25 protein-coding genes and 1 pseudogene are annotated in these 24,796 nt (G+C 70.2%); 12 read left to right on the forward strand and 14 right to left on the reverse strand.

Going from position 1 to position 24,796, the window contains the following annotated elements:
- Positions 1-172 precede the first annotated feature (172 nt).
- Positions 173-649, forward strand: coding sequence for a hypothetical protein (locus tag ACFHWT_RS10985; protein WP_416594502.1), 477 nt, complete (start codon positions 173-175; stop codon positions 647-649).
- 20 nt (positions 650-669) lie between these two features.
- Here ACFHWT_RS10985 and ACFHWT_RS10990 read toward each other — a convergent pair whose 3' ends face one another.
- The gene (locus ACFHWT_RS10990) at positions 670-1,530 is read right to left on the reverse strand and encodes a hypothetical protein (protein ID WP_416594503.1); all 861 of its coding nucleotides are present in this window, start codon (positions 1,528-1,530) and stop codon (positions 670-672) included.
- A 776-nt stretch (positions 1,531-2,306) separates the two neighbouring features.
- On the opposite strand from ACFHWT_RS10990, the gene ACFHWT_RS10995 reads away from it, so the two are divergent.
- The 7 genes from ACFHWT_RS10995 (at position 2,307) to ACFHWT_RS11025 (ending at position 10,894) form a co-directional block, all read left to right on the forward strand.
- Positions 2,307-3,995: a replication-relaxation family protein gene (locus ACFHWT_RS10995; RefSeq protein WP_416594504.1), complete on the forward strand. Its 1,689-nt coding sequence runs from the start codon at positions 2,307-2,309 to the stop codon at positions 3,993-3,995.
- A 381-nt stretch (positions 3,996-4,376) separates the two neighbouring features.
- Positions 4,377-5,495 (forward strand): tyrosine-type recombinase/integrase, encoded by a 1,119-nt coding sequence (locus tag ACFHWT_RS11000; RefSeq protein ID WP_416594505.1) that lies wholly within the window; start codon positions 4,377-4,379, stop codon positions 5,493-5,495.
- A complete protein-coding gene (locus ACFHWT_RS11005; RefSeq protein WP_416594506.1) occupies positions 5,495-5,833 on the forward strand; it encodes a helix-turn-helix domain-containing protein in 339 nt (112 codons plus the stop codon). The genes ACFHWT_RS11000 and ACFHWT_RS11005 overlap by 1 nt, the downstream gene beginning before the upstream one ends.
- Positions 5,830-7,074 carry a hypothetical protein gene (locus ACFHWT_RS11010; RefSeq protein WP_416594507.1) on the forward strand — a complete coding sequence of 415 codons (1,245 nt, stop codon included), beginning with the start codon at positions 5,830-5,832 and terminating at the stop codon, positions 7,072-7,074. The genes ACFHWT_RS11005 and ACFHWT_RS11010 overlap by 4 nt, the downstream gene beginning before the upstream one ends.
- Positions 7,075-7,116: 42 nt before the next feature.
- Positions 7,117-7,569 carry a hypothetical protein gene (locus ACFHWT_RS11015; protein WP_416594508.1) on the forward strand — a complete coding sequence of 151 codons (453 nt, stop codon included), beginning with the start codon at positions 7,117-7,119 and terminating at the stop codon, positions 7,567-7,569.
- Positions 7,570-7,587: 18 nt separating this feature from the next.
- The gene (gene fxsT, locus ACFHWT_RS11020; protein ID WP_416594509.1) at positions 7,588-9,855 is read left to right on the forward strand and encodes an FxSxx-COOH system tetratricopeptide repeat protein; all 2,268 of its coding nucleotides are present in this window, start codon (positions 7,588-7,590) and stop codon (positions 9,853-9,855) included.
- 850 nt (positions 9,856-10,705) lie between these two features.
- Positions 10,706-10,894, forward strand: coding sequence for a hypothetical protein (locus ACFHWT_RS11025; RefSeq protein WP_416594510.1), 189 nt, complete (start codon positions 10,706-10,708; stop codon positions 10,892-10,894).
- A gap of 62 nt (positions 10,895-10,956) precedes the next feature.
- Here the strand turns inward: ACFHWT_RS11025 and ACFHWT_RS11030 are convergent, their stop codons facing one another.
- Positions 10,957-12,309 (reverse strand): recombinase family protein, encoded by a 1,353-nt coding sequence (locus ACFHWT_RS11030; RefSeq protein ID WP_416594511.1) that lies wholly within the window; start codon positions 12,307-12,309, stop codon positions 10,957-10,959.
- Between the two features lie 258 nt (positions 12,310-12,567).
- Between ACFHWT_RS11030 and ACFHWT_RS11035 the strand changes: the two are divergent.
- The 4 genes and pseudogenes from ACFHWT_RS11035 to ACFHWT_RS11050 all read left to right on the forward strand — a co-directional run.
- Positions 12,568-13,425, forward strand: a pseudogene (locus ACFHWT_RS11035) (ATP-binding protein); the annotation flags it as partial.
- Positions 13,425-14,687 carry a DNA-processing protein DprA gene (gene dprA / locus ACFHWT_RS11040; protein ID WP_416594512.1) on the forward strand — a complete coding sequence of 421 codons (1,263 nt, stop codon included), beginning with the start codon at positions 13,425-13,427 and terminating at the stop codon, positions 14,685-14,687. The pseudogene ACFHWT_RS11035 and the gene dprA, both read left to right, overlap by 1 nt.
- Positions 14,684-15,673, forward strand: coding sequence for a tyrosine recombinase XerC (locus ACFHWT_RS11045; RefSeq protein ID WP_416594513.1), 990 nt, complete (start codon positions 14,684-14,686; stop codon positions 15,671-15,673). Before dprA ends, ACFHWT_RS11045 begins: the two co-directional genes overlap by 4 nt.
- Positions 15,674-15,757: 84 nt before the next feature.
- Positions 15,758-16,960, forward strand: coding sequence for an aminotransferase class V-fold PLP-dependent enzyme (locus ACFHWT_RS11050; RefSeq protein WP_416594514.1), 1,203 nt, complete (start codon positions 15,758-15,760; stop codon positions 16,958-16,960).
- On the opposite strand, the gene ACFHWT_RS11055 is transcribed toward ACFHWT_RS11050, so the two are convergent.
- The 12 genes from ACFHWT_RS11055 to ACFHWT_RS11110 form a co-directional block, all read right to left on the reverse strand.
- Positions 16,943-17,500, reverse strand: coding sequence for a M23 family metallopeptidase (locus ACFHWT_RS11055; protein WP_416594515.1), 558 nt, complete (start codon positions 17,498-17,500; stop codon positions 16,943-16,945). The genes ACFHWT_RS11050 and ACFHWT_RS11055 overlap by 18 nt on opposite strands.
- Before the next feature lie 124 nt (positions 17,501-17,624).
- Positions 17,625-17,948, reverse strand: a complete 324-nt coding sequence (locus tag ACFHWT_RS11060; protein ID WP_123604412.1) for a DUF2469 domain-containing protein — start codon at positions 17,946-17,948, stop codon at positions 17,625-17,627.
- A complete protein-coding gene (locus ACFHWT_RS11065; protein ID WP_416594516.1) occupies positions 17,945-18,793 on the reverse strand; it encodes a ribonuclease HII in 849 nt (282 codons plus the stop codon). The genes ACFHWT_RS11060 and ACFHWT_RS11065 overlap by 4 nt, the downstream gene beginning before the upstream one ends.
- Positions 18,787-19,287, reverse strand: a complete 501-nt coding sequence (locus tag ACFHWT_RS11070; RefSeq protein ID WP_416594517.1) for an NUDIX hydrolase — start codon at positions 19,285-19,287, stop codon at positions 18,787-18,789. Before ACFHWT_RS11070 ends, ACFHWT_RS11065 begins: the two co-directional genes overlap by 7 nt.
- An 88-nt stretch (positions 19,288-19,375) precedes the next feature.
- Positions 19,376-20,017 carry a signal peptidase I gene (gene lepB / locus ACFHWT_RS11075; RefSeq protein ID WP_416594518.1) on the reverse strand — a complete coding sequence of 214 codons (642 nt, stop codon included), beginning with the start codon at positions 20,015-20,017 and terminating at the stop codon, positions 19,376-19,378.
- Entirely contained in the window at positions 20,014-20,862 is an 849-nt protein-coding gene (gene lepB, locus ACFHWT_RS11080; RefSeq protein WP_416594519.1) for a signal peptidase I, read from the reverse strand. The genes lepB (ACFHWT_RS11075) and lepB (ACFHWT_RS11080) overlap by 4 nt, the downstream gene beginning before the upstream one ends.
- Before the next feature lie 320 nt (positions 20,863-21,182).
- On the reverse strand, positions 21,183-21,539 hold the full coding sequence (gene rplS / locus ACFHWT_RS11085; RefSeq protein ID WP_123600497.1) for a 50S ribosomal protein L19: 357 nt from the start codon (positions 21,537-21,539) through the stop codon (positions 21,183-21,185).
- Between the two features lie 171 nt (positions 21,540-21,710).
- Positions 21,711-22,484, reverse strand: a complete 774-nt coding sequence (gene trmD, locus ACFHWT_RS11090) for a tRNA (guanosine(37)-N1)-methyltransferase TrmD (RefSeq protein WP_416594529.1) — start codon at positions 22,482-22,484, stop codon at positions 21,711-21,713.
- A 29-nt stretch (positions 22,485-22,513) separates the two neighbouring features.
- Positions 22,514-23,080: a ribosome maturation factor RimM gene (gene rimM, locus ACFHWT_RS11095; protein ID WP_416594530.1), complete on the reverse strand. Its 567-nt coding sequence runs from the start codon at positions 23,078-23,080 to the stop codon at positions 22,514-22,516.
- A gap of 2 nt (positions 23,081-23,082) precedes the next feature.
- Positions 23,083-23,343 (reverse strand): RNA-binding protein, encoded by a 261-nt coding sequence (locus ACFHWT_RS11100; protein WP_199757474.1) that lies wholly within the window; start codon positions 23,341-23,343, stop codon positions 23,083-23,085.
- Positions 23,318-23,815 carry a 30S ribosomal protein S16 gene (rpsP, locus tag ACFHWT_RS11105; RefSeq protein WP_416594520.1) on the reverse strand — a complete coding sequence of 166 codons (498 nt, stop codon included), beginning with the start codon at positions 23,813-23,815 and terminating at the stop codon, positions 23,318-23,320. Before rpsP ends, ACFHWT_RS11100 begins: the two co-directional genes overlap by 26 nt.
- A 230-nt stretch (positions 23,816-24,045) precedes the next feature.
- Complete coding sequence (locus ACFHWT_RS11110; protein ID WP_416594521.1) at positions 24,046-24,696, reverse strand: DUF402 domain-containing protein; 651 nt, start codon at positions 24,694-24,696, stop codon at positions 24,046-24,048.
- Positions 24,697-24,796: the final 100 nt, after the last annotated feature.

The raw sequence follows: 24,796 nt of genomic DNA on the forward strand, positions 1-24,796 counted from the left end.
GGCTGTCGTGGACTCAAGCCCGAGCCAGGGCTGCTGGTCTGCGTCCCCGCTGCCCCATCAACCTACGCTGCTGTCTGTACGCCGACAACCAACGAGGGCTCGCGGTGTCGGCCCTGAGGATGTCAAGCTGGCGGGGTGGAGCGTGCTGCCGGACAGACCGTCGGAGGCCGCCGTGGCTGACGTCGACCGGCGGGCTGAGCGGCGTCGGCGGAGGTTGGCGGAGCGGTTGGCGTGGGAGCTGGCGCATCCGGACCCCCAGGCTCCGCGTGATGGGCTGAGTGACTTCGTGGCGGCTGCGGCGGTGCGGGTCCGGTGGGCTTCCGCTGTTGACGCTCAGGTTGCCTTCGATCAAGCTCCGCGTGTAATCGCCCTCGGTGGCCGGTTTGGTCGTGTCGCTGGGCGCGGCGGGGTGGTCCTGTACGTGCATTGCTTCGAGGGTGGGATGGACGACTGGAGCATGGTCGTTCCGTGGGAGCCGTTCGCCGGGCCGGTGTTGGTGTGCGTGGACGACCTAGAAGATCACTGCATGTGGATCTCTGAGGATGATCCGCCGGCACTGGATGCTCTGGCCCTATTACGCACCGGGATCGAGTTGGCGTTCGGCACCAGGGCGACGCTGACCGCCGACGGCGGCCTGCCTCCGGATTGACCCGGCGGGCACCGAGGCGGCTATCTCCGCTCCGGCGGGTGGTGTCGGGCGGCCGGGCCTGTGGGTGTGGGTTCGGTGAGGTCGTGCCTGCCGAGGAGTCTGGCGATGGTGGTGGCGGCGCGGGTGCGTTGTTTGGAGGCGCTGGGTTCGCTGAGGTGCAGGTCGGCGGCGACGTGGCGCAGGGTTTCGCCGTCGAGGTAGGTGCGGCGGATCAGGGTGGCCTGGGTGTCGCTGATCGTCCGCCGATCAGAGTGGGTGACGAGGCGGTCCAGGACGTCGTGCACGGTTTCCTGGTTGACGTCGTCGAGGTGGGCGTCGTGTTCGGGGTTGCCGTGCCCAGAGCGGGGGACGCGGTCGTCGGGTAGCGCGTCAAGGTCATACAGCGGTGGTAGGCGGCGTCGTTTGCGTCCGCTGGCGTGGGTGTAGGCGGCGTCGATCAGTCGGGGGAAGAGCTGCGGTGTGGTCAGGTCGAGGCGGTGCAGGGCGAACAGGAACTCGATGGCGAGGGTGTAGTGCGCCTGGGCAGCCGGGCCAGGCGCGAGGTACGCGGTGAGCTTGTTGGCCTGGGCGCGGAGTTTCGGGTAGGCGACGCCGAGCGCGTACAGGTTCCAGTCGCCGCGGTGGGCGCGGGCGGCCTCGGCGAGGTGCCGCCAGGCCCGGTCCCGAACATGCCCGGGGGCGCGCATGACGTGGAGGCGGAAGTCGACCATCGGCAGCGAGGCCGGCGGCATGTCCGGGTCGATGACATTGCTCGGGACGGTCAGCGTGATGCGGGTGCGGGCCTGGGCTTCGATCTGGCCGAGGACGGTGAGGTCGGCCCGCCGTCGTGGTGGTCCCAGTCCGGCGTTGGACAGTGTGGTCGGCTGGTGCGGGGCGGACACGGAGTATCCCTGTCAGCGGCGCCGGTTGTTGGTGCGGCGCGGTGATCCCATGCCGGTGCCCCGTTCGTCGCTGCTCACCGCTGGAGCGGGCTGCGCTTCTGGCCGTGGTCACGAGCCTACGCGCGCAGGTGTCCAAGATTCTTTTCGCGCGGACGGAAAGTTCGACCACCCACGCTTCCCCTCTATAGGTAGAGGACCCGGGTCTTCCCACGGTGGGTGACAGTCCGCGCGTACCGGGATGAAGTCGACGGATCGCGTACCAGGTTGAAGGGCTGTGGCCTGCGGCTTTCCAATCGGCGCCCCGGATTTGTAATCGCCTTGGTGAAGGGGCAGCTCGCCCCGTGCTGGGGCTGTTGCCACCCAACGGACACCCATCACCCCGCCCAACACCCGAGCCCGTCGCGACGGTGGCGGTGCGGGGCTGTCAGGTCCCCGACGGTGTCTGTCACCACCCACGCCTGACAGAAGTCCACCACCGACAGAGAGTGTCCGATTAGTGGTTGAACCGGATGATTCGAGGTTGAACAGCGGTCTTCGCGGGGTTCACCCCGGTCCAGGTGCTGACAGAAGGTGCCCGGTCCGGGTGTCGGTCCGTGCCCGGCGTGGTGCGGCTGTCAGGGGTTGCGGACTGCTCTGCACCCGATCCGCAACCCAACACGGCGTGAACACGCAGGTCAACGCCGCTTCGCCCATCCTTCATCGGCCGGCGACTGACATAGATGTCAACTCTTCCCCAGGGATGCGCTTATCAGCGCGACAGCGAAAGGACCACGCTGATGTCGTCCGGAACCACCCAACGGCTGCGGGCCTCCGGCGGCCCCAGCGAACAACTCCTGCTCCTACTCAACGACCACCGGGTCATGACCACCGACCAACTCGCCCGCGCCACCACCACCCCGGCACGCACCGTCCTGTACCGGCTCGAACAACTGCGTGCCGCTGGCATGGTCGACTACGACCGGCCCGGCCGCCACAGCGGCAGCGCACCCCACCACTGGTGGCTCCGCCCCGCCGGAGCACGCCTGATCACCGGCACCGCCCTGGCGGACGGCCGCCGACCCTCCGCCATGTTCTCCGCCCACGCCGCCACGATCACCGAGGTGTGGCTCGCCCTGCGCGACAACGGCCCGCCCGCCGGACTCACCATGACCGGCTGGGCCACCGACCGGGCCGGTTGGCAGGAATGGGACGGCCCGACCTCCGCGTGGGGCGGCACGACCACCAAGCGCCTCACTCCTGACGCGGTGTACGAAGCCGTCCTGCCCGATGGGAGGGCGACGGCGGCGTTCGTGGAGATCGATCTCGCCTCCATGACCCAAACCCAGCTCAAGGCCAAGCTCGACCGTTACCGTGCCTACGCCCGCGACCAGGCGTGGCGCGGCCGGTTCCCGCACTGCCCACCCCTGCTGCTGTTCACCACCACCGCCCACCGGGCCGTCACCTTCACCCGCAACGCCGCCAAACACCTGCGCGAAGAGAAACCCTCCACCCTCTACCCGCGACACGTCACCGACTTCGACCTGATCGCTGAACACGGCCGGCTCGTCGTCGCCGCGACCGGCCTCGTCCGCGACCCCGCCCGCGCCGTCACCACCCACGCCTGGAACCTCACCGACCCCGAAGCCGCCGAAACCACCCTCACCGCGATCCTCGGCGAACGCGCCACCGTCACCGCCGCCGCCCAACCCGCCTACCGGCGTGAACGCGCCGCCGAGCTCGACCGCCGACGCTCCCACACCCTGCGCGATCTAGGCCGCCATCCACAGCAACTCGAATCGGACCTCGGCCCTGCCGCCGTCGATCTGCTGGCCTACCTGTTCGACCGCGACCACGACCCTCGCAACCCGTTCACCCCCGACCTCGACACCACCAGCGTTCTGGCCGCGCTCGCCGACTGGTGGCGACACCACCCCGACGACACCGCCACCGCCACGACGCTGCGTGCCGCGCTCACCCGGGCGCACCACACCGCCTGGTCCCACCAGGTCAACCACCTCGCCCACCTCGCCGCAACTGGAGACGACCGGCCCGCCTGGTACACCGCCGCCACCCACCTCGCAGGACAACGTCTGCTCACCCCCGGCGAACACCGCTGGCTCGACCAGTCCCGCAGCCGTGAGGACGTCCAGGCCGATGTCTGGCGCGACTGGCAGCCCTTCAACCGCCACCACTACCGCGTCCGGCTCACCTATCCCGAGTGGCGCGACGAACAGGTCGACCAGCGGTGGCGCGCACTGTCCTGGTGGCAACGCCACCACACCCACCGCGACACCCTCACCGCCGCGTTCGACGACGAACACCTCACCGCCTGCGCCCGCTGCGCCCTCACCCTGCCCACCAACGACACCGGCAACTGCCCCGGCTGCCACCACCACCAACGACTACCCCACACCCAGCGACACTCGATCACCCCACTGGCCGACCTCATCACCGCGCTGCTCGCCCAGACAGCCGACGACCCCTGACCACCCGCACCATCGGAATCTCGACCGCGCCCGGTCGAGATTGATAAGCAATCCGCATATCTCGCTGCGCGAGATTGGCGGCCAATTGCCATATCTTGCTGCGAGCGCGGCGGGTCGCATCAGATGAAGCACTCGCCACGGTGGTCACCCCCGGAGAGCGCGTCGAGGAAGTCCGGCTGCATGGGCAGTTGATCTAGCCTCGGGGCTGCGGGTTGGCGGACTTCGGGCACGCGTTCGGGCGGTGCGAAGGGCCATCCGCGCCTCGTCCGGCCCATGATCGTGGCAACCGAGCAGCCTTGGCTTGACCTGCCGGTTTGCCTTCCGTCCTTCATCTGATGAAAGATCCTTTCGTTTGGTGAAAGTGACGGAGGGTGAGCGTAGATGGGTCGTGGTGCGGCGGCGCCGGGTGCGGCAGGACTTCACCTGGTCGACGGGGTCGCCTTGCTGCGTCCGGAGGAGCAGGTCTTCACTGCGATGCTGGATGGTTGGCGGGCGCAGCAACTCGCCCGGAATCTGGCGTTCACGACGATTGAGAAGCGGTTGAACGCGGTACGGGCGTTCGTGGCGCACGCGGACACGCTGCCGTGGTCGTGGCGTCCGCAGATGCTCGACGACTGGCTCGGCGATCTGCGGGCGGTGCGAGGGCTTCGGCGTTCGACCATCCGGAACTACTCCTCGACGGTCGCCGCGTTCTGTGACTACCTGACCGATCCGGCTTATCACTGGGTGGTCGAGTGCGAGAGGCGGTTCGGGTCGCACCCGGTGCAGGTGGTTCACGAGTGGAACAGCGCGGTGCACGTCCAGGACGCGGAAGGTGACCCGTCGCGGCGCGCGTTCACCATTGATGAGCTGCAAGCTCTGTTCGACCACGCCGATGAGCAGGTGGCCCGGGTGCGGGCCGCCGGGCGCAAGGGCTGGCTGGCGCTGTTCCGCGACGCGACGCTGCTCAAGGTGGCCTACGGCTTCGGCCTGCGCCGCACCGAGATCGCCATGATCGACCTGGTCGACTTCGGCACCAACCCGCACGCACCGGAGTTCGGGGAGTTCGGCGTCTGCCGGGTCCGGTACGGCAAGGCGAAGAAGGGCTCGGCGCCGAAGCCGCGCAGCGTGCTGACCGTCTGGCCGTGGACGGCTGAGGTCCTGGAGCAGTGGGTGCGCGAGGCCAGGCCGCTGATGCCCGGCGCGGGCTCGCCCGCGCTGTGGCCGTCCGAGCGGGGCCAGCGGATCACCACCAGCGCGGTCAACAAGCGGCTCACCGAGTACCGGCGGGCACTGGGGTTCGGGCCAGGGCTGGACTTCCACTCCCTGCGCCGTTCCTACGTGACGCACCTGATCGAGGACGGGTGGGATCCGCTGTTCGTGCAGCAGCAGGTCGGCCATGAGCACGCCTCCACCACCGCGATCTACACCTGCGTGTCGTCGGACTTCCGCACCCGAACTCTGCGGCGGGCGCTGGATGACACGATGCGGGCTGCGGTCCGACCGGAGAGGACGGGGTGATGGGCGTCAAGCGGCAGGTGTCCTACCAGTGGCGGCTGCGGGAAGTGATGGCCGCCAACGGGCTGTTCAACGCCTCTGACCTGATGCCACTGCTCGCCGAACGCGGCATCGATCTGTCGGCGGTGCAGGTGTGGCGGCTGGTCACCCAGACCCCGGAGCGGCTGTCGCTGCCGGTCCTCGCCGCGCTGTGCGACATCTTCGAGGTCACCCCGGCGCAGTTGATCGCGACCCGGGCGGAGAACGCGGCTCCGGTGAAGGCCGTCGCCTCCGGGGATGCGGCGGTGGCGGACCTGGCGGCGTTCCGGCCCAAGCGGGCCCGGCTTCGGCCCGATCAATGAGCACCCCACCCCCGGCGGAGCTGGTCCTCTGCCGCCGCTGCGGGACAATCCCACCCGGGCGCCCGGGACGGTGGCCAACCTGCGACCGCTGCCGGCTGACCATCCGGATCGCGCAGGTCCTCGACGATGGTACCGGTCGGATCAACCCGTCCCTCGAACCGCTGGCGGCGGCACTGCTGGCCGGACCCCGCCTGGACACCGCCCGGATGTGGCTCTACAAACCGTACGCAGCCGAGTTGCTCTCCGCGCTGGCTACCGGCCGGATCCTCCTGACCCACGACGAGCTGAACCGGTGGCCCCACCACGTCGCCGCCCAGCACCTGCGGCACCGGCTGATCGCCTGCGGAGTGCTCCCCACGGTCGACCGGCACCTCGCCGACACCGAGGTATGGCTGCACCGGCGGCTGGCCCAGCTCGCCGACCACCCGCACGAGCGGCTGCTGCGCCAGTTCGCGCTCTGGCACCAACTTCCCAAGCTGCGCGCCACCGCCGCCAACCGGCCCTTGCGGTCCACCGCGAAGCCGTACGCCACCCAGCAGTTCACCCAGGCTCAAGGGTTTCTCACCTGGCTGCAAGACCAGGGCATCGCCCCGGCCGCGCTCACCCAGGCCAACCTCGACACCTGGTACGCCACCCACCGGGTCCACCAACGCCAACGGGTACGCGGCTTCCTCACCTGGGCCATCGAGCAAGGGCACCTACCCCGGCACCTGACCCCGCACCGGGTCGTGTTCCAGCCTGGCACCACCATTACCCAGCAGCGTCGCCTCGCTCTGCTACGCCGCTACGTCACCGACGACACCACGCCGCTACCGACCCGGGTCGCCGCCTGCCTGCTACTGCTCTACGCCCAGCCACTCACCCGCGTCCACCGACTCACCACCACGGACCTCACCGACAACGACGGCGAACTCCTGATTCGCCTCGGCGACCCGCCCACCCCGGTGCCCGAGCCGTTCGCCGAACTGCTTCACCAACTCGCCGCCATCGCCACCGACTCCGGGACAACCTGGCTGTTCCCCGGCAAGCTCCCCGGCGAACCCGTCTCCTACACCACCATCTACCGGCGCCTGCGCACCCTCGGCTTCCCCATGAGGGACGCCCGGGTTTCCGCGATACGCCAACTCGTACTGCAAGCCCCAGCACCCGTCGTCGCCGACGCGCTCGGCTTCCACGAGAAGAGCACCGCCCGCCAGGTCGGCAACGCCGGCGCCACCTGGAGCCGCTACGTCCACAGGTAGGGCAGAGCCGATCGCACGTCGCGTGGTGAACCACGCGGTCCGGTGGCGAAGCCCGCCAGCATCGACTTGCCCGGTGGTGACAGAATCAGCCGGTCTCCCTCACAGAAGGTGATCATGGTGACTGATGTTGAGGTGATCATCGCCGCGCTCGTGGCAGGCGCCACGGCGGGTTCGACGGACGTGGCCAAGACGGCGGTAACCGATACCTACCTCGGGCTGAAGAACCTGTTGCGAAGCCGCCTAGCCAATCGTCCGAGTGCGCGGGAGGCCCTCAACGCGCGGGAGACCGAGCCCGGCCGCTGGCAGGCGGCACTCGGTGACGGGCTAACCGAAAGCAGCGCGGACACCGACGAGCAGGTCCTCGCCGCAGCGCGTCGGCTGCTCGAACTCACCGACCCGGACGGGGCACGAGCCGGCAAGTACCAGGTCGACGCGAGCCAAGCCAAGGGCGTCCAGGTCGGCGACCACAACTCCCAGACCAACGCCTTCAACTAACACCCTGGGGCCACGACGGTGAACGCCCGCAGCGACAACCCGGATGGTGACCGGGTCGATGCCTCGCACGCGCGGGGACTACAGGTCGGGGACGGCAACACCCAGCACAACCACTTCTACGACCGTCGTAAGGTGTCCTGGCCGCACCAGGTTGGGGTGGTACCCGTGCTGGCCGACCGCCGCCAGCGCCGCCCGGCGGATGATGCGCTGGCTGCGGCAACCGTGGGTGAGACGGTGGTGGTGTGTCAGGTCCTGGCCGGGCTAGGCGGGGTCGGCAAGACCCAACTCGCGGCGAACCTCGCCCACCAGGTGTGGCGGGATCGCCAGGTCGACCTGCTGATGTGGGTCACCGCGACCTCGCGCTCCAGCATCCTGACCAGCTACGCCCAAGCTGCCGCCGACGTCACCGGCACGGAGGACAGCGATCCCGGACAGGCGGCTGCCCAGCTGTTGGCATGGCTGGCCGGCACCGACCGGCGATGGCTGATCGTCCTGGACGACCTCACCGACCCGACCGATCTGCGCGGCTTGTGGCCACCGGCCACCACCACCGGCCGCACCGTGGTCACCACCCGCCGCCGTGACACCGCCCTGCTGCACGGCCGCACGCTGATCGACGTGGATCTGTTCACCCCCGACGAGGCGGCGGCCTACCTGCACCGGAAACTCGGCGACGCGGAGCACCGGCTCGACGAAGCCGCCCAACTGGCCGCCGACCTCGGGTATCTGCCGCTGGCGTTGGCGCAGGCCGCTACCTACATCCTCGACCAGGACCTGACCTGCGCCGGCTACCGCAAACGGCTGGCCCGCCGCCGGCTCGGCACACTACGCCCGCCTGTGTTACCGGACGACCAGCCCACAGCGGTCGCCAACACGTACACGCTGTCGGTCGACCTGGCCGACGCCACCACCGGCGGCCTCGCCCGGATCCTGCTACAGATTGCCGCCCTGCTCGACCCCAACGGTATCCCACTCGACCTGTTCGCCACGGAGGCCGTCATCGACTACTGCGAGCAGCGTCTCGGCCAGCCCGTCAACGCCGACGACACCCACGACGCGATCCGGGCACTGCACCGGCTCAGCCTGACCAGCACCACACCAGACGCCCGCGCACCTGGCAGCGCCGCCCTGCGTGTCCACGCCCTAGTGCAACGCGCGACCCGGGAAGCTACCCCCGACGAGCACCGGCGCACGCTCGCTGTCACCGCCGCTGACGCTCTGGTTGAGCTGTGGCCGCGGACCGAACGCGACGCCGTCCACGCTCAACACTTGCGTACCAACACGATCCACCTGCACACGACTACCGGCGCTTTGCTCTGGAACCAGGAGGACGGTGGCCACCCCGTCCTATCCAAGACCGGCGAAAGCCTCGGCAATATCGGACTCGTCACCATCGCTGTGAACTACATCTCTGACCTACGCGCCGCCGCCGAGCGGCATCTTGGCCCGTACCACGCCGATAGCTTGGCCGTTCGGGGCGAGCTCGCGCGCTGGTTGGGCGAGGCCGGGGACCCGGTCGGCGCCGTCGTCATGCTTGAGCATCTGCTCATCGACCGGCTGCGGGTGCTTGGCTCCGAACACCCGGACACGCTGGCTACCCGCAGTAGTCTCGCTCGCTGGTGTGGGGAGTCGGGTGACGCGGCCGGCGCGGCTGTTGCTTTCCAACAGATGATTGATGACTTTGTGCGAGTCCTCGGCCCCGACCACCCCGCAACGCTTATCGCCCGCAGCAACCTAGCCTGGTCGCTGGGTAAGAGTGGCGATGCCGCCCGCGCCGCCGTTGCTTTCCAGCAGCTGCTCGGTGACCGTTTGCGAGTCCTCGGCCCCGACCACCCCGGCACCCTGGCCACCCGGAGCCACTTGGCGTATTGGAGAGGTAAGGCTGGTGACGCGGCCGGCGCGGCCGAAGCCTTCCAGCAGCTGCTTGATGACCGTTTGCGAGTGCTCGGCCCCGACCATCCCGAAACGCTTATCACCCGCAGCAACATCGCACGCTTGCGGGGCGAGGCCGGTGACGCGGCCAGCGCGGCTGTGGCTTTCCAGCAGCTGCTTGATGACCGTTTGCGAGTGCTCGGCCCCGACCACCCTCGCGCTCTTGCCACCCGGAGCCACTTGGCGTATTGGAGAGGTAAGGCTGGTGACGCGGCCGGCGCGGCCGAAGCCTTCCAGCAGCTGCTTGATGACCGTTTGCGAGTGCTCGGCCCCGACCATCCCGACACCCTGGCGACCCACCACAGCCTTGCCCACTGGCGCAGTCAGACGAGCAATTGCGGCAACAATCAGTAACCAGGGCGCACCGCTGACGGAGAACTCGCACCAATCGAATACGCGGCCCTGCCAGTCGCGGCCGGACGGCGCGTACGCGAGATCTGGTAACCCGTACTACAACTTGCTCAACCGGCCTGGCTATTCGGCGAGTCGTCACCGCAACCGCGCTACGGGGCACGGACCAATCAATGCGGAACGGTACAGCACGGCACGAGTCGCGTACAGCACCACGAGCGTGTCGCAGGGGGTGCCACCGGCCGCCCGGACAAGGCACCTGACCGGTGCCGGCGTACTGGTAACGCCCGTCGCCCTGGTGGTCTGGGCGCTACCGGTAGCCCCGTAGCACCAGCCGGAGGCGGTAACGCCTACGCGCGCCTGGTAACGCCTCGACCTTGATACCCGGACACGAATCTGTGCACTTCATCACACTCCATTGTCCCGGCCTGTGTCGGGCTTTGTTCTCCCGTGTCGCCTCATGCCGGAAACGGCTGTTACCGGAGGCTACGGGTAGCGCGGGTGGTAACGCCCCCGCGTCATTCTGAACTGAAGGAAAGGCGAGCGATGACCGCAGTGAACCGGAAACCAGCGGAACCGACCGTGGAGGACGATGGCCACAAGCCAGACGACACCTGACCCACGCCGTCGCCCACGAGGCGACCGGTCGCCGGACCTGGCCTCTCCCGGCCGAGACGGCGACCCCACCCCCGCCGACCACCCGACCGGCCAGCCCAACGCCAGGGGGACGTTACCGCTGGCCACCCACCCACCCCGCACCCGAACAACAGCCCGCATCACCCGACCGGACCCGCCAACCCCACCCAACCACGACCACGAGCGGGACACAGACACATCGGAGGTGAAAGCGATCATGCGGGCACGCCTCGCCGCGATGGCCGCGCCCCGCGACACCGACGACCCCGAACTCGCGGCACTCCGGGCCATCCTCCGCGACCAGGCACTGATGGCCCACGTCACCGCCAACGTCGACCAGTGGCCGCCGCTGACTGAGGAACAGCGGGACACGATCGCCTCGCTGTGGCCACCGCCAGCCCGATGACGCCAAGCCCCGCAAACGTGAGGGGAGCCCTACACGGGCTCCCCTCACGTCGCCGCTCGCGTCTATGCGGCCTGAAACTCTGGTGGGGTCGCGCCCAGGGAGTGCTTCGGATCGACGCGCACCGACGAGACATCGAAGCGGCGGCCGGACCGGGCCGGCATGATCGTCACGGTGCACAGCCGGTCCACGATGATCCGCCGGTTCGCCAACGGCATGTCTTTCCATGCCTTCACCGGATCTACAGCGTTGACCACCTCGGCCAGCGGGTCCTCGGTCACCGTCACGTTCAGCAGTTCATCGATCTCGCTGACCCTGGCGTTGGCCTTACGGGTCGCCGCGAGCACCTGCGCCCTCGTCCGCAGCCCCAACACCTCGTCCTCGGCCATCCGCTCAAGATTCTTGCGGATCGTGGCTTTCTCCGTCCGCAACGCGACGACGTCCACGTCCGGTGCGGACGGGGCCAGCAGCTCGTACGCGCGGGGATGGGTGATCGCGTACAGGACATGCGCGAACACCACCTCGTCGGTCCGGTAGGCGTTGCGGGCCACATGGCTGTACTCCCGGCAGGTGTACCGAGGGTTCGTCCCACCACGAGTCACATGACAGGTCACCGGCTTGTCCGTCTCGCTGCCGGGCGGGGTGCACAACCCGCACCGGTAGATGCCCGATCCGGTCCAACGCGGCGGAGCGCCCGGGGCCGTCTCCCGCGCCGGATCTGTCAGCAGCGCACGCACCGCCTCGAACGTCTCCCGCGCCACGATCGGCTCCCACGGCGCGGTTACCCCTTCGAGGATCTCGCCTCGGTAGACGATCAGACCGGCGTTGCGCGGACGCAACACCACGTCGCGCAATGTCTCGGCCGACCACTTCGCCCCGGTCACCGTCGGCACGTCCCTGTCCCGCAACTCAGCGGCCAACGACCGCAGGCTCACCCCCTGCAACAACCTGTGCGAGCAGTCCGCGATCACGTCGGTCTCGGCCTTGATCGGAGTAATGCCGGACCGGCAGTCCCGTCCGCCGTGCCACGCGCACACCGCCTCGTCCGTCCGTCCGCCGTCCGGGACGGTCTTCGGCGGTCCGGAGCAGAACCCGAACGGGCGTTTCCCGCCGCCGTACCGGCCGCTAAGGGCCTGACGCTCCCTCGCGGCGGCGACCCTGCGCGCGGTGTCCCGCGACGCCTTGTTGGCCACCAGAACCCGGATCTCCGCGTCGAAGTTGTCCCGCCCCTTCTCCATATGCAGCGACCCGGTGACGGACTCCACCACGATGTCGTGCGGCGAGTGGTCCACCACATCGATCAAGTCCTGCAAGTCCTTCGGATCACGGAACGCCCGATCAAGGTCCAGACACAACAACGCGTCCGCCCGACCCGCCGCGAGGTCCGCCAGGGCCTCCCGCAGATCAGGCCGGAACACCCGATACTCCCGCCGGCCATCCGGCAGCGTGATCTTCCGTCGCTTGTAGGCGGACAGACGCGGATTCTTGATCACCTTCCACACGTCCCACCCCAGCTGACCGGCCCGATCGCGCATACGGCGCAGCTGGTCATCCAGTCCTGAAGGGATACCCTCGTCAGTGAGGTCCACATCTTCCCTGTTGTCCGACAGACGCGCCAGCAGAATCGCCCGACGCCGAGAGGAACTAGCCATGCCTAGATACTGTGCTAGAACACGGGGTACGGCAAGACCATGCTGGCGGAACGGCTGCCCGGTCTCCTGCCGCCGTTGGACGACGCGGCGGCGCTGGAGGTCTCCGCGCTGCACTCGATCGCCGGGGCGCTGCCACCGGGCAGCGCGCTGCTACGCCGACCGCCGTTCCAGGCCCCGCACCACTCGGCGACCGTCGCATCGCTGGTCGGCGGCGGTTCCGGGCTGGCCCGACCCGGCGCGGTCTCGCTGGCTCATCACGGTGTCCTGTTCCTCGACGAGGCACCCGAGTTCCACGGCCGGGTGCTGGATTCGTTGCGGCAGCCGCTGGAGAAGGGGCGGGTGCTGATCACCCGCGCCCTGGGGGTCACCGAGTACCCGGCCCGCTGCCAGCTCGTGCTGGCGGCCAACCCGTGCCCGTGCGCCCGGCCAGCGGGCGATCAGTTCTGCGAGTGCCCGCCCGTGGTTCGCCGCCGCTACCGCAACCGACTGTCCGGTCCCCTGATGGATCGCATCGACCTGCAGGTGAGCCTCACCGCGCTGCGGGCCGCGGACCTGATGACGACCCAGACGCCGGCGGAACCGACCGCGACGGTCGCCGCCCGGGTGGCCGCCGCCCGCGAAGCCGCCCGGCAGCGCTGGACCGGCCACGGGTGGCGGACCAACTCGGTGGTCCCCGGGCCCGCGCTGCGACGTCCACCGTGGCGACTACCCGCCAGTGAGACCGCCGCGCTGCGCCGCCGGCTGGACGTCGGGGCGATCTCCGCCCGGGGCTTCGACCGCATTGTGCGACTCGCCTGGTCCATCGCGGACCTGGACGGACGGTCCCGGCCGGACTCGGCCGACATCGACGAAGCCATCCAGCTACGAACGGGCGAGCTGTGATGCCGGACACCGAGCCGGACCCGGCCGGCAGCCGGCTGGCCCGGATCGCGTTGACCTGGCTCGCCGAGCCGGGAAACGAAGCCGTTCACCGGCTCGTCGGAGCGGTCGGCCCGGTCGAGGCGCTGGCCCGACTGCGCGGCGGGCGGAGTCCGGACGACTCGACCCGCACGGCGAGCTCCGCGCGGCTGGCGACCGCCGATCCGCTGCAGGTGGCCGCCGCCGCCCTCGACCGGGCGACGCGGGTCGGCGCCCGGCTGGTGACACCGGAGGATCCGGACTGGCCAGGCCAGGTCGAGGACCTGACCCGGCTGGCCCGTCGCCCCGGCAGCGGGCCGGGCGGCACCGGTTCCGGAGGTTCCCGGGGCGGCGCACCACCGCTGGCCATGTGGGTCCGCGGGCCGTGGCCGCTCGCCGAGGCGCTGGCCCGGTCGGTCGCCGTGGTCGGTTCCCGGGCACCCAGCGAGTACGGACGTCACGTCAGCATGGAGTTCGGCCACGGCCTTGCCGAGCAGGGTTGGACGATCGTCTCCGGAGGTGCGTACGGCATCGACGCCTGCGCCCATCGCGGTGCGCTCGCCGCTGGCGGCTGCACGGTGGCGGTGCTGGCCTGCGGGATCGACCGGCCGTACCCCACCGGCAACACGGCGATGTTCGACCAGATCGCCGAGTCCGGGCTGCTGGTCAGTGAGTGGCTGCCCGGCGCCGAGCCGCTGCGGCACCGGTTCCTCACCCGCAACCGGTTGATTGCCGCCGCGACGGCCGGGACCGTGCTGGTCGAGGCCGGTGCCCGTAGCGGAGCCGCCCAGACGGTCCGGCGCGCGTTGGCCCTGGGTCGGGCGACCATGGTGGTGCCGGGGCCGATCACCTCCGCCGTGTCGGTCGGCTGTCACGAGATTCTGCGCGACCACCCGCAGGCCCGGCTCGTCGCCGGGGTCGCCCACGTGCAGGAGGAGATCGGCCGGATCGGTATCGACCTGGCACCGCCACCGCGCGGGCCCGAGCGTCCCCGTGACTCACTCGACCCGCAGGCGGCGCGGGTTTTGGAAGCGGTTCCCGGCCGCGGCTCGGTCGACCTGGACGAACTGGCCGGCCGGGCCGGCGTCGACATCCGCACCGCGATGCGTACGGTTTCCGCCCTGCAGGCCCGAGGCCTGCTCACCGGCGCGGATGGCCGCTACCGGTTGCCGCCCCGGTCCGCCACCGGGGTCGGTCGGCGTGGCGACTTGACCGATCAGGCCGCCGGGCCGACGGTCGGGGGGTGAGCGACGACGGCGGCCGGGGCACTGCCGCGCGGCACGCTGGGTTGCCGTCCGGCCTGCGCGACGCCGTGGACGCCTTCGCGCGGCACCTCGCTCTGGTCGACAACCGTTCGACCCACACCGTACGGGCGTACGTCGGTGACGTCGTGTCGCTGCTCGACCACGCCGCCCGGATGGGGGTCCGCTCACCCGCCGGACTCGACCTCACGGTGTTGCGCAGCTGGCTGGCTCGGCAGCGGACGTTCGGCGCCGCCCGGGCCACACTGGCTCGGCGGGCGGCGGCCGCCCGCGCCTTCAGCGGCTGGGCGCACCGAACTGGGTTGACCAGCGCCGATCCCGGTGCGGCGCTGGCCAGCCCTCGACCGCACCGGACGCTGCCGGCGGTGCTGCGGGTCGAGCAGGCCGCGCAGCTGATGCCGGACGGCGACGGCACCGACTCGGAGGCTCAGCCGACTGGGGAACCGACCGGCACCGGTCCGGACGGCCCGCTGCGGCTGCGCGACCGGCTGGTCCTGGAGCTGCTGTACGCGACCGGGCTCCGGGTGAGTGAACTCTGCGGGCTCGACCTCGCCGACCTCGACCCGGGCCGACGGGTACTCCGGGTGCTGGGCAAGGGCGGCCGGGAGCGGACCGTGCCGTACGGGGTGCCGGCCGGGGCGGCGATCCACGAGTGGCTGGCCCGGGGGCGACCGGCGCTCGCGTCGCCCCGCTCCGGTGAGGCGCTACTGCTCGGCGCGAAGGGCGGCCGGCTCCAGGCCACAGTGGTGCGCCGGATCGTCGCCGCAGCTGCCCGCGACGCGGGCGTACCCCGCATCACCCCGCACGGACTGCGCCACTCAGCGGCCACCCACCTGTTGGAGGGTGGTGCCGACCTGCGATCGGTCCAGGAGTTGCTCGGGCACGCCTCGCTGGCCAGCACCCAGCTCTACACCCATGTGTCGGTGGAGCGGCTGCGGGCGGCGTACCGGCAGGCACACCCGCGGGCCTGAGGCTGCCAGCCCGGCAGCCGGGCCCGTTCACCGTATGGAGCCGCTCACCGGACCGGTCCGGGGCGGCTCGCCTAGAATGTGCCGATGAGCGGCGGCCTGGTCCCACCCGAACCGCTACCCGGCGCACGGATGCTGTTCTCCCTCGACCCGGCGGTCACCCACCTCAACCACGGCGCGTTCGGCGCGGTCCCGGTCACGGTGCAGCGGGTGCAGCAGCGGCTACGCGACGAGGTGGAGGCCAACCCGCAGCGGTTCTTCACCCAGGGTCTGCTGGACCGGATCGACCACACCCGCCGCCACCTGGCCACTTTTCTCGGCGCCGACCCGGCAGGTGCCGCGCTGGTCGACAACGTCACCGTCGCCGCCGCGACCGTGCTGCAGACGCTACATCTGGGCAGCGGTGACGAGGTGCTGTTGACCGACCACGGGTACGGCGCGGTCGCGCTCTCGGTCGGGCGGGAGTGCCGACGCACTGGCGCGACGGTACGCGTCGTAGCGGTGCCGCTGGGGGCGCCGGCCGAGGAGGTCGTCGAGCGGCTGCGCGCCGCACTCCGGCCGGGCCGGACCCGGCTGCTGGTGGTCGACCAGGTCACCTCGCCGACCGCGCAGGTTTTCCCGGTCGCCGAGATGGTCCCGGTGGCCCGTGACGTCGGCGTACCGGTCCTGGTCGACGCCGCCCATGTACCGGGGATGCTGGCGGTCGACGTCGACCGGATCGGCGCCGACTTCTGGGTGGGCAACCTGCACAAGTGGGCGTTCGCGCCGCGCGGGACGGCGCTGTTGGCGGTCGCGCCCCAGTGGCGGGAACGGCTGGAGCCGCTGGGGGTCTCCTGGGAGCAGGAATCCGGGTTCCCGTCGCGGGTGGAGTGGCAGGGCACCCGTGACTACACCGCATGGCTGGCCGCGCCGGCCGGTCTGTACGCGTTACGCAGCCTCGGCCTGGACCGGGTCCGGGCGCACAACGCCGCACTGGTCGGCTACGGGCAGCGGACCATCGCCGACGCGCTGGGCGTGCCGCAGCAGCGGCTGCCCGTACCCGATCCGCACCGACCAGAGTCGGCCCAGCTGGCCATGCGGCTGGTCCCGCTACCGGCTGGCGTGGCTGACAGCGCTGTCGCAGCGGCCGCGCTGCGTCGTCGGATCGCCGACGAGCTGGCCACTGAAGTGTCGGTCGCCTGGTGGTCCGGCCGGGCGTGGCTGCGAATCTGCGCCCAGGTCTACAACCGGGCAGCAGACTACGACCGGCTCGCGGAACTGCTGCCCGCGCTGCTACGCCGGGGCGGTTGACCCGAGCGGCAGCAGGCGAACACGTCCGTTGCCGAGCAACAGCAACGGATCGAGGTAGCTGCCGTCCGTCAACCGCAGGCCCCAGTGCAGGCAGGCGTCGGCAGGACAACCCGGATGGCCTTCGGTGACGGTGCCGATCGGACGGCCTGCGCTGACCGTGGTGCCGACATCGAGCCAGCCGTCCACGGGTTCGTAGGTGGTCCTGAATCCACCCGGGTGGCTGATGCTGACCACGCCCCGGTCGACGATCCGACCGGAGTGGCTGACCGTGCCGGCCCCGGCGGCGTACACGGTGGCGCCGACGTCAGCGGAGAGATCGACGCCCCGGTGTCCGCGCCCCCACGGCACCAGGGGCGGGTCGAATCGACGGCTCAGCGGGACGGCCCCGGCCAGTGGCGGGTGGAAACGCGGGTCTGCGGCTGGGCGCACGGACCCGGTCGGTTGTGGCCCGGGGGCGGCGACCAACACCGTGGCGGGGACCGTGGGCGTAGTGCTGAACAGGATCGCCGCGACCAGCATCGGCAGGAGCTGGAATCTCATCCCGACAGGCTGGCACCCGACCGGGGCAGGGCCTCGACGGGCGGACGACAGACTGTGGATGCTGGCTCAGCTGTGGAAAACGAAACTTCGTCGCAGTCGATCTGCTATGGACCGGCCATTGAAGTCAGCCGCTGAACCCGGAATCTGCCGGTAGTGAGATTTCCGGCTTGTCCAACTCTTCCACATTTACGTCCTTGAACGTCATTACTCTGACGTTCTTCACGAAACGGGCAGGACGGTACATGTCCCACACCCAGGCATCGTGCATCTCGACCTCGAAGTACACCTCGCCGTCAGAATTGCGCACGTGCAGGTCGACCTGGTTCGCCAGGTAGAAGCGACGCTCGGTCTCGACGACGTACGAAAACTGGCGGACGATGTCGCGGTACTCCCGGTAGAGCTGCAGCTCCATCTCTGTCTCGTACTTCTCGAGATCCTCGGCGCTCATCGCCATCCGCCTTCCATGACCACATCTTCCCCCAGTAGCGCCGGTTGGCGAAGCTGCTCGTCCAACGCCACGCCGACGGTACCCCGTACGGGGTCCGGACGCCCCATCGGCTCACGGATGCCGATGCCGGCCGAGCCGGTTCCATCGGCCCGGCCAGCTTCGGCGGTCGGCCGGCGGGAGCGGGGCGGACTCGCGGACCGACCGGAGGCGGCCGCCACGTTGACGTACGAGAACCGGTGCTCGGCACACGGCCCCTGCCGACTCAGCGCGGCCTGATGCTCGGCGGTGGCGTAGCCCTTGTGCTCGGCGAAGCCGTAACCCGGAAACCGCCCGTCGAGCTCGACCATCAGCCGGTCCCGAGTGACCTTCGCAAGCACGCTGGCCGCCGCCACGCAAGCCGCCACCCGGTCGCCCTTCCACACCGCGAGCCCGGGCGCGCCGAGCCCGTCGACGCCGAATCCGTCGGTCAACACGTACTCGGGTGCGGGGCTGAGCCCGGCAAGTGCCCGGCGCATCGCGGCGAGATTGCACACGTGCAGGCCCCGACGGTCGATCTCGTCGGCCGAGACGACCACGATCCGGTGGGCGAGTGCCCGGTCACGGACCGAGGCGTAGACCCGCTCCCGCGCCGCCGGGGTGAGTAGCTTCGAATCGGCCAGCCCGTCGATCTCGCCCCGCCGGCCCGGCGCGAGCACCACCGCAGCAGCCACCAGCGGCCCGGCACACGCACCCCGACCGGCCTCGTCGGCGCCGGCCACGTGGGCGAATCCGCGCCGTCGCAGAGCCTGCTCCAACGCGTAGAGCCCGGCGTCACGGCGCACCACGGTACGCGGTGGAGTCAGCACGGTTCGGCCTCTCCTGTCAGCCGGCGCAGCAGGGCCGGCAGCTCCGGCGGATAGACCCGTTCCGGGGTGGCCGCGAGCTCGCCGACCGGCCACCACCGGTGAGCGTCGATCGTACGGCGTTCGATGTCGTCGAACCCGCTCGTGTCGACCTGCCAGTTGGGCACCCGCAGCAGGAAGAAGTGCTGTTCCTGGCGGTACCACCGGCCGTCGAACGGGAACTCGACGGTTTCCTGCCAGACCGGCGCGCCCAACTCGGTCGGTGTCACCCGCAGGCCGGTCTCCTCGGCCAACTCGCGGACCGCGCCGTCGACCGGGGTCTCGCCGGACTCCAGTCCACCGCCGGGGGTGAACCAGTACCGGTGCCCGGGACGGGCCGGGTCGTACCCGCGTAGCAGCAGCACCCGACCCGCCGAGTCGACGAGCAGGACCCGGGCCGCGTTCCGGTTGCGCGCCGGCTCCGGCCCGCACTCCACCGTCAGCTCCGCGTCGGTCACCCGACCAGAGTAGGAGAACAAGCCGACCGGCACGACACGTGGGCCGCAGCCTCCGCCGGCCGCGCCCGGGTCGCCGCGACGCTGCCGGTCACGGTCCCGAATCCGGAACGGTTTCGAACGGCTCCGGCACGGTGAGCCAGGTGGCCCGGTCCAGTGGCCAGAAGACGGTGAACGCCCGGCCGACCACGGCGTCCTCGGAGATGGTCGCGTAGTCGATGTCGCCGCTACGGTCCCAGTGCTCCAGCGAGTCGCCCGAGGCCGACCGGTGGTCGCCCATCACCCAGAGCCGTCCTTCCGGCACGGTGATGTCGAACGGACCGACCGCGGCGGGATCGCTGATCCCGCCCTCGGAGTAGATGTACGGCTCGTCCAGCGGCTGGCCGTTGATGATCAGCCGCTCCTCGGCGTCACAGCACTCGACCCGGTCTCCGCCGACCCCGATGACCCGCTTGATGAAGTCCTCGCCGTCCGGGTTGCTGCTCCACTCCGGTGGTGCCCGGAACACGACGATCTCGCCGCGTTCGGGCGACCGGAAGTGGTAGACGACCTTGTTGACCAGCACCCGGTCGTTGATGTCGAGGGTGTGCTCCATCGACGGCGACGGGATGTAGAAGGTCTGCAGGACGAACGCCCGGACCAGGACCGCGACGAGGACCGCCACACCCAACAGGATCGGTAGTTCACGCCAGAAGGAATTGGGCTTCTTCTTCTCGGTCTGCTCGTCGATCACAACCGGAGCCTACGACGTCTGGCTGAGAACAGCGGCACGGAGCGCGAAGCGAAAAGTAGCGGAATCATCACTGGCAGCACAACTACCAGGTCAGCGGAGGTATCCGGAACGTCCGCCGGCTGATCGACCGCCGCCGGGGTCGGAGCCGTCGGCGGCAGGCTGTCGAAGGTGTCCGGCACGGACAGGCCGTCCCAGCGGTCCTGGGGCCAGACGATCACGAAGGCCCGGCCGATGACGTTGTCGATCGGCACCGAGCCCTGGCAGCGGGAGTCCTGTGAGACCAGTCGATGGTCACCCATTACGAACAGGTGTCCAGGCTCGACCACGACCTCGGCGAACTGCCGGGATCGGCACTCACCCGGGCTCGGTGGGACGTCCAGCGGCGAGTCCTCCAGGACGTAGCCGGCCTCGTTTAAGGGCTGGTCGTTGACGATCAGCCGGCCCTGTTCGTCGCAGCAGCGAACCCGGTCGCCCGGCACGCCGATGACCCGCTTGATGAAGTCTTTCTCGCCGGGCCGGCCAACTCCGACCAGATCGCCAACGGTGCGGCCGAGCTTGGCGGCGAAACCGAGGTCGGGGTCGTCGGTGTGCTCCGGCGCCCAGTCGTTGGTGCCCCGAAAGACGATGACCTCACCGCGCACCGGATCCCGGACGTCGTAAACAACCTTGTTGACCAGCACCCGGTCACCGACCAGCAGGGTGTCTTCCATGGAGCCGGACGGGATGAAGAACGCCTGCAGCAGGAAGGAGCGGATCAGCACCGCCAGGCAGAAGGCCACCACCAGCAGCAGCGGCAACTCCTGCCACAGTGGCATCTGCCGACGCCTGCGCTGCACCATCTGCATGCCAGACCGGCCCGACCGACGCGGGCGCGCTACCGACCGGCCGTCCCGACGGTTGCGCTGCGACCGCGCCCCCGACGGGGCGCGCCGCTGCCACTGATCCTGGTCTCCTTGTGGATACACGCTACGCATCTCCCCGGTCCCGAGACACGGCGCTACCGCCCACGGCGCCTCTCGTAAGGCGCCACGAGCGGTAGCACAGTTGACTCCCGCCGCCGCGACGGATGCCGCGGATGTAGCGCTCCCCATCGGTCACTACCGCAAGGGTAGTTGGCGAAAGCTCCCAGCGGCAGTCCTGAGATCGGGAACCGGGATCAGCGGGCTCAGCTGGCCTGCTTCTCCCGCTTTTCCTTGATCTTGGCGGCCTTGCCACGGAGTTCACGCAGGTAGTACAGCTTGGCGCGACGGACGTCACCACGGGTCACCATCTCGATCCGGTCGATGGCCGGGCTGTTGACCGGGTAGGTCCGCTCGACTCCGACACCGAAGCTGACCTTGCGGACGGTGAAGGTCTCCCGCAGGCCGGCGCCCTGCCTGCGGATCACCACGCCCTGGAAGACCTGCACCCGGGAACGGTTCCCTTCGACGACCCGGGCGTGCACCTTGAGCGTGTCACCGGCGCGGAAGTCCGGAAGGTCGGTCCGCTGCGACTGGGCGTCAAGAGCGTCCAGCGTGTTCATCGCTGCATCCTTGGGCTACTCAAGGCGCACCGTCTCGCGGTGCGCGGATGGATGATTCTGATCCCGGGCCGGAACGCTCAACGCCGCAGCATTCGATGCCGCAACGTTCGACGCCTCCCCGCTGGCGGGATCCTCGCAGCCGGACACGCATGCCCGTCTGCGGCAACCCCACTACTCTGCCACATCACCGGCCGGCAGTTGAAATCCGGCCGCCACCAGCAGCGCAATGTCTTTTTTGTCAAGTTTTCCGGCCGGCAGTCCGGCGATCAGATCCGGCCGACGCGATGCCGTGCGGAGCAGCGCCTGATCCCGCCGCCACCGGGCGATCCGGCCGTGATCGCCCGATCGTAGTACCTCCGGCACCTCGCGTCCCCGCCACTGCGGCGGCTTGGTGTAGACCGGCCCCTCCAGCAGCCCGTCCGAGTGGGACTCCTCGACGAGTGATCCGGCGTTGCCGAGCACTCCGGGAATCAACCGGGTCACCGCCTCCAGGATGGCCAGCACGGCGACCTCGCCACCGAAGATGACGAAATCACCGAGGGACACCTCGGTCACCGGCAGCGCTGCCGCCGCCTCGTCGATCACCCGCTGGTCGATCCCCTCGTAGCGGCCGCAGGCGAAGATCAGTCGAGGCTCGGCGGCCAACCGCTGCGCCATCGCCTGGTCGAACCGCTCCCCCACCGGGGTCGGCACCACCAGCCGCGCGGGCGGCCGTCCGGCGGCGGTCAGCTCGTCCAACGCCGCGCCCCACGGCTCCGGGCGCATCACCATCCCGGCGCCGCCGCCGTACGGGGTGTCGTCCACCGTCCGATGCACGTCGTGCGTCCAGCGGCGCAGGTCGTGCACCTCGACACTGAGCAGACCGGCCCGGCGCGCCCGGCCGATCAGCGACAGGTCCAGCGGCGCCAGGTAATCCGGAAAGATCGTGACGACGTCCACCTGCAGCGCCACCGCGCCGGATGGCATCGGGGCGTTCACAGGTCGAGCAGGCCGGGTGGGGCGTCGACGACCACCCGCCCACCGGCGAGATCAACTTCCGGCACGATCGCCCGGACGAACGGCACCAGGGCTGACCCGCCGCCGGGCCGGCGGAGCACCAGCAGATCGGATGCGGGCGCGTGGTCGATCCGGGCCACCTCGCCGAGAGCCTCACCGGACGGTGTGACCGCCGCCAGGCCGACCAGCTGGTGATCGTGGTACTCGTCCGGATCCTCCGGGTCGGCTATGTCGCTGCTGTCCACGCAGAGCAGTACGCCCCGCAACGCCTCGGCGAGGTCGCGGTCGACAACCCCGGCGAACTGCACCAACGGTCGGCCCTGATGCCAGCGGACCGTCTCGATGGTCAACCGGTCAGGGACGCGGACCAGGGTCGCGCCGGGCGGTGGCGGCTGCTGCGGTTCGCGGGCGGCCGGCGCCGCCGCCGGATCGGTGATCAACACCGATCCGGCGGCGAACCGGGTCTCCGGCTCGTCGGTCCGGACCTCGACCGTGACCTCGCCACGAATTCCGTGTGGTCGGCCGATCCGACCGACGATCAACAGCATCAGTACGAGTCGACGATGTCGACCCGCACGCCACGCCCGCCGATCGAACCGATCACCTGACGCAGCGCCTTGGCGGTCCGCCCGCCGCGGCCGATCACGGTGCCGAGATCCTCCGGGTGCACCCGTACCTCCAGGCGCTTGCCCCGACGCGAGTCGACCAGCCGGACCCGTACGTCGTCGGGGTGGGTGACGATCCCCTTGACCAGGTGCTCCAGCGCGGGCCGGAGGACCATGTCAGGCCTGCTCGCCGGAGCCGGCACCGGTGGGCTCCTCGGTCTTGGCCGGCGCTTCGGCAGCCGCCGGCTCGGACTTCGCTTCGGCCTTCGTCTCAGATTTCGCTTCGGACTTCTTCTCGGCCTTCTTCGCCGGCTTGGCCGGCGTGTCCGCGACGCCCGCGGCGGCCTTTGCCTCCGCCTCGTACGCCGCCTTGCGGTCGGCCCGCTCGGGCGCCACCAGCAGCGGCGGCGGGGCGGGCAGGCCCTTGAACTTCTGCCAGTCGCCGGTCTTTTCCAGCAGGCGCTGGACGGCCTCGCTCGGCTGGGCGCCGACCGAGAGCCAGTACTGGACACGGTCCGAGGTCACCTCGATGACCGACGGATCTTCCTTCGGGTGGTAGATCCCGACGAACTCGATCGCCCGCCCGTCGCGCTTGGTACGCGAGTCGGCGACGACGATGCGGTACTGCGGGTTGCGGATCTTACCCATCCGCAGAAGCCGGATCTTTACGGCCACGGTTTGTTCGCTCCTGTTGCGATCTTCACCGGCCCCCGAGGGCGGTGCGCGGGTGAACGCCGACCGGCACAGTGGGGTTGGGCCAGAGGCAGCTCGGGTGGACTGGCGACGTGCCCGGGTAGAGGGCGCCGAACACGTACCGGATACCAACACGCTATTGTGCCAGACCCGTGGCGCACCGCCACACCCGGTGGCCCCGGTGCGTCGCCGGTCAGTCCGGTGCCCGGCGGTCAGCCAGCTGCCGGCGGGCGGTCCCAGCCGGGCGGCAGCTCGGCCGGCGGCGACCAGGCCGGGTCCGGTCGGAAGTCGCACCAGGTGCCGTCGAACGGAAAGTCACCCGCCTCGGCGATCTTGATCACCCGCCGTCCCTCGGCCCGTACCGCCGCCTCGTCACGCACCCAGTAGTGCTCCGGGAAGGCGAGCCGCTCGGCGAACTCCTCCTCGTCCTTCCAGACCCAGCTGCGGTCCGGGCGGACCACCACGTCCAGGTCCTGGTCGACCACGTCCACCCCGGCGAGGTCGCCGTCGGCCCAGCGCACGCCGGGCTCTTCGAGGTTGACGTACCAGTTGAGGAAGTTCCCGGCGTCGTCGCGGAACCACCACACCGAATGGGCGGCCCCGGCGGGCAGGAACTTCAGCACCGGCGGGCCGAGCCAGCGGCCGTGCTTGATCCGGTACGACCGGGTGATCCACTCGGTGAACGGCATCGCCCGCATGCCACGGCCGTCGTCGGCCACCTCGTTGACCACCGGCGAACCCCGGTCGACCCAGACCAGCAGGCCCCGCTCGTCGTCGACGACGACCCGGGCCGGACGGACCCAGCCCAGCCGCCCACGTCGCACGTTCCGATGCATGATCAACTGACCCGGCTCAAACCGCATGCTCATCTCCCTCGTTCACCATGCCCAACGACAGCGACACCGCCCACGAACGGCCCAACCGACGGCGACACCGCCCACCGACGGGCGGCGCCGCTCACCG

This window comes from Micromonospora sp. LOL_021, assembly GCF_048060215.1.
Taxonomy (GTDB): domain Bacteria; phylum Actinomycetota; class Actinomycetes; order Mycobacteriales; family Micromonosporaceae; genus Micromonospora_E.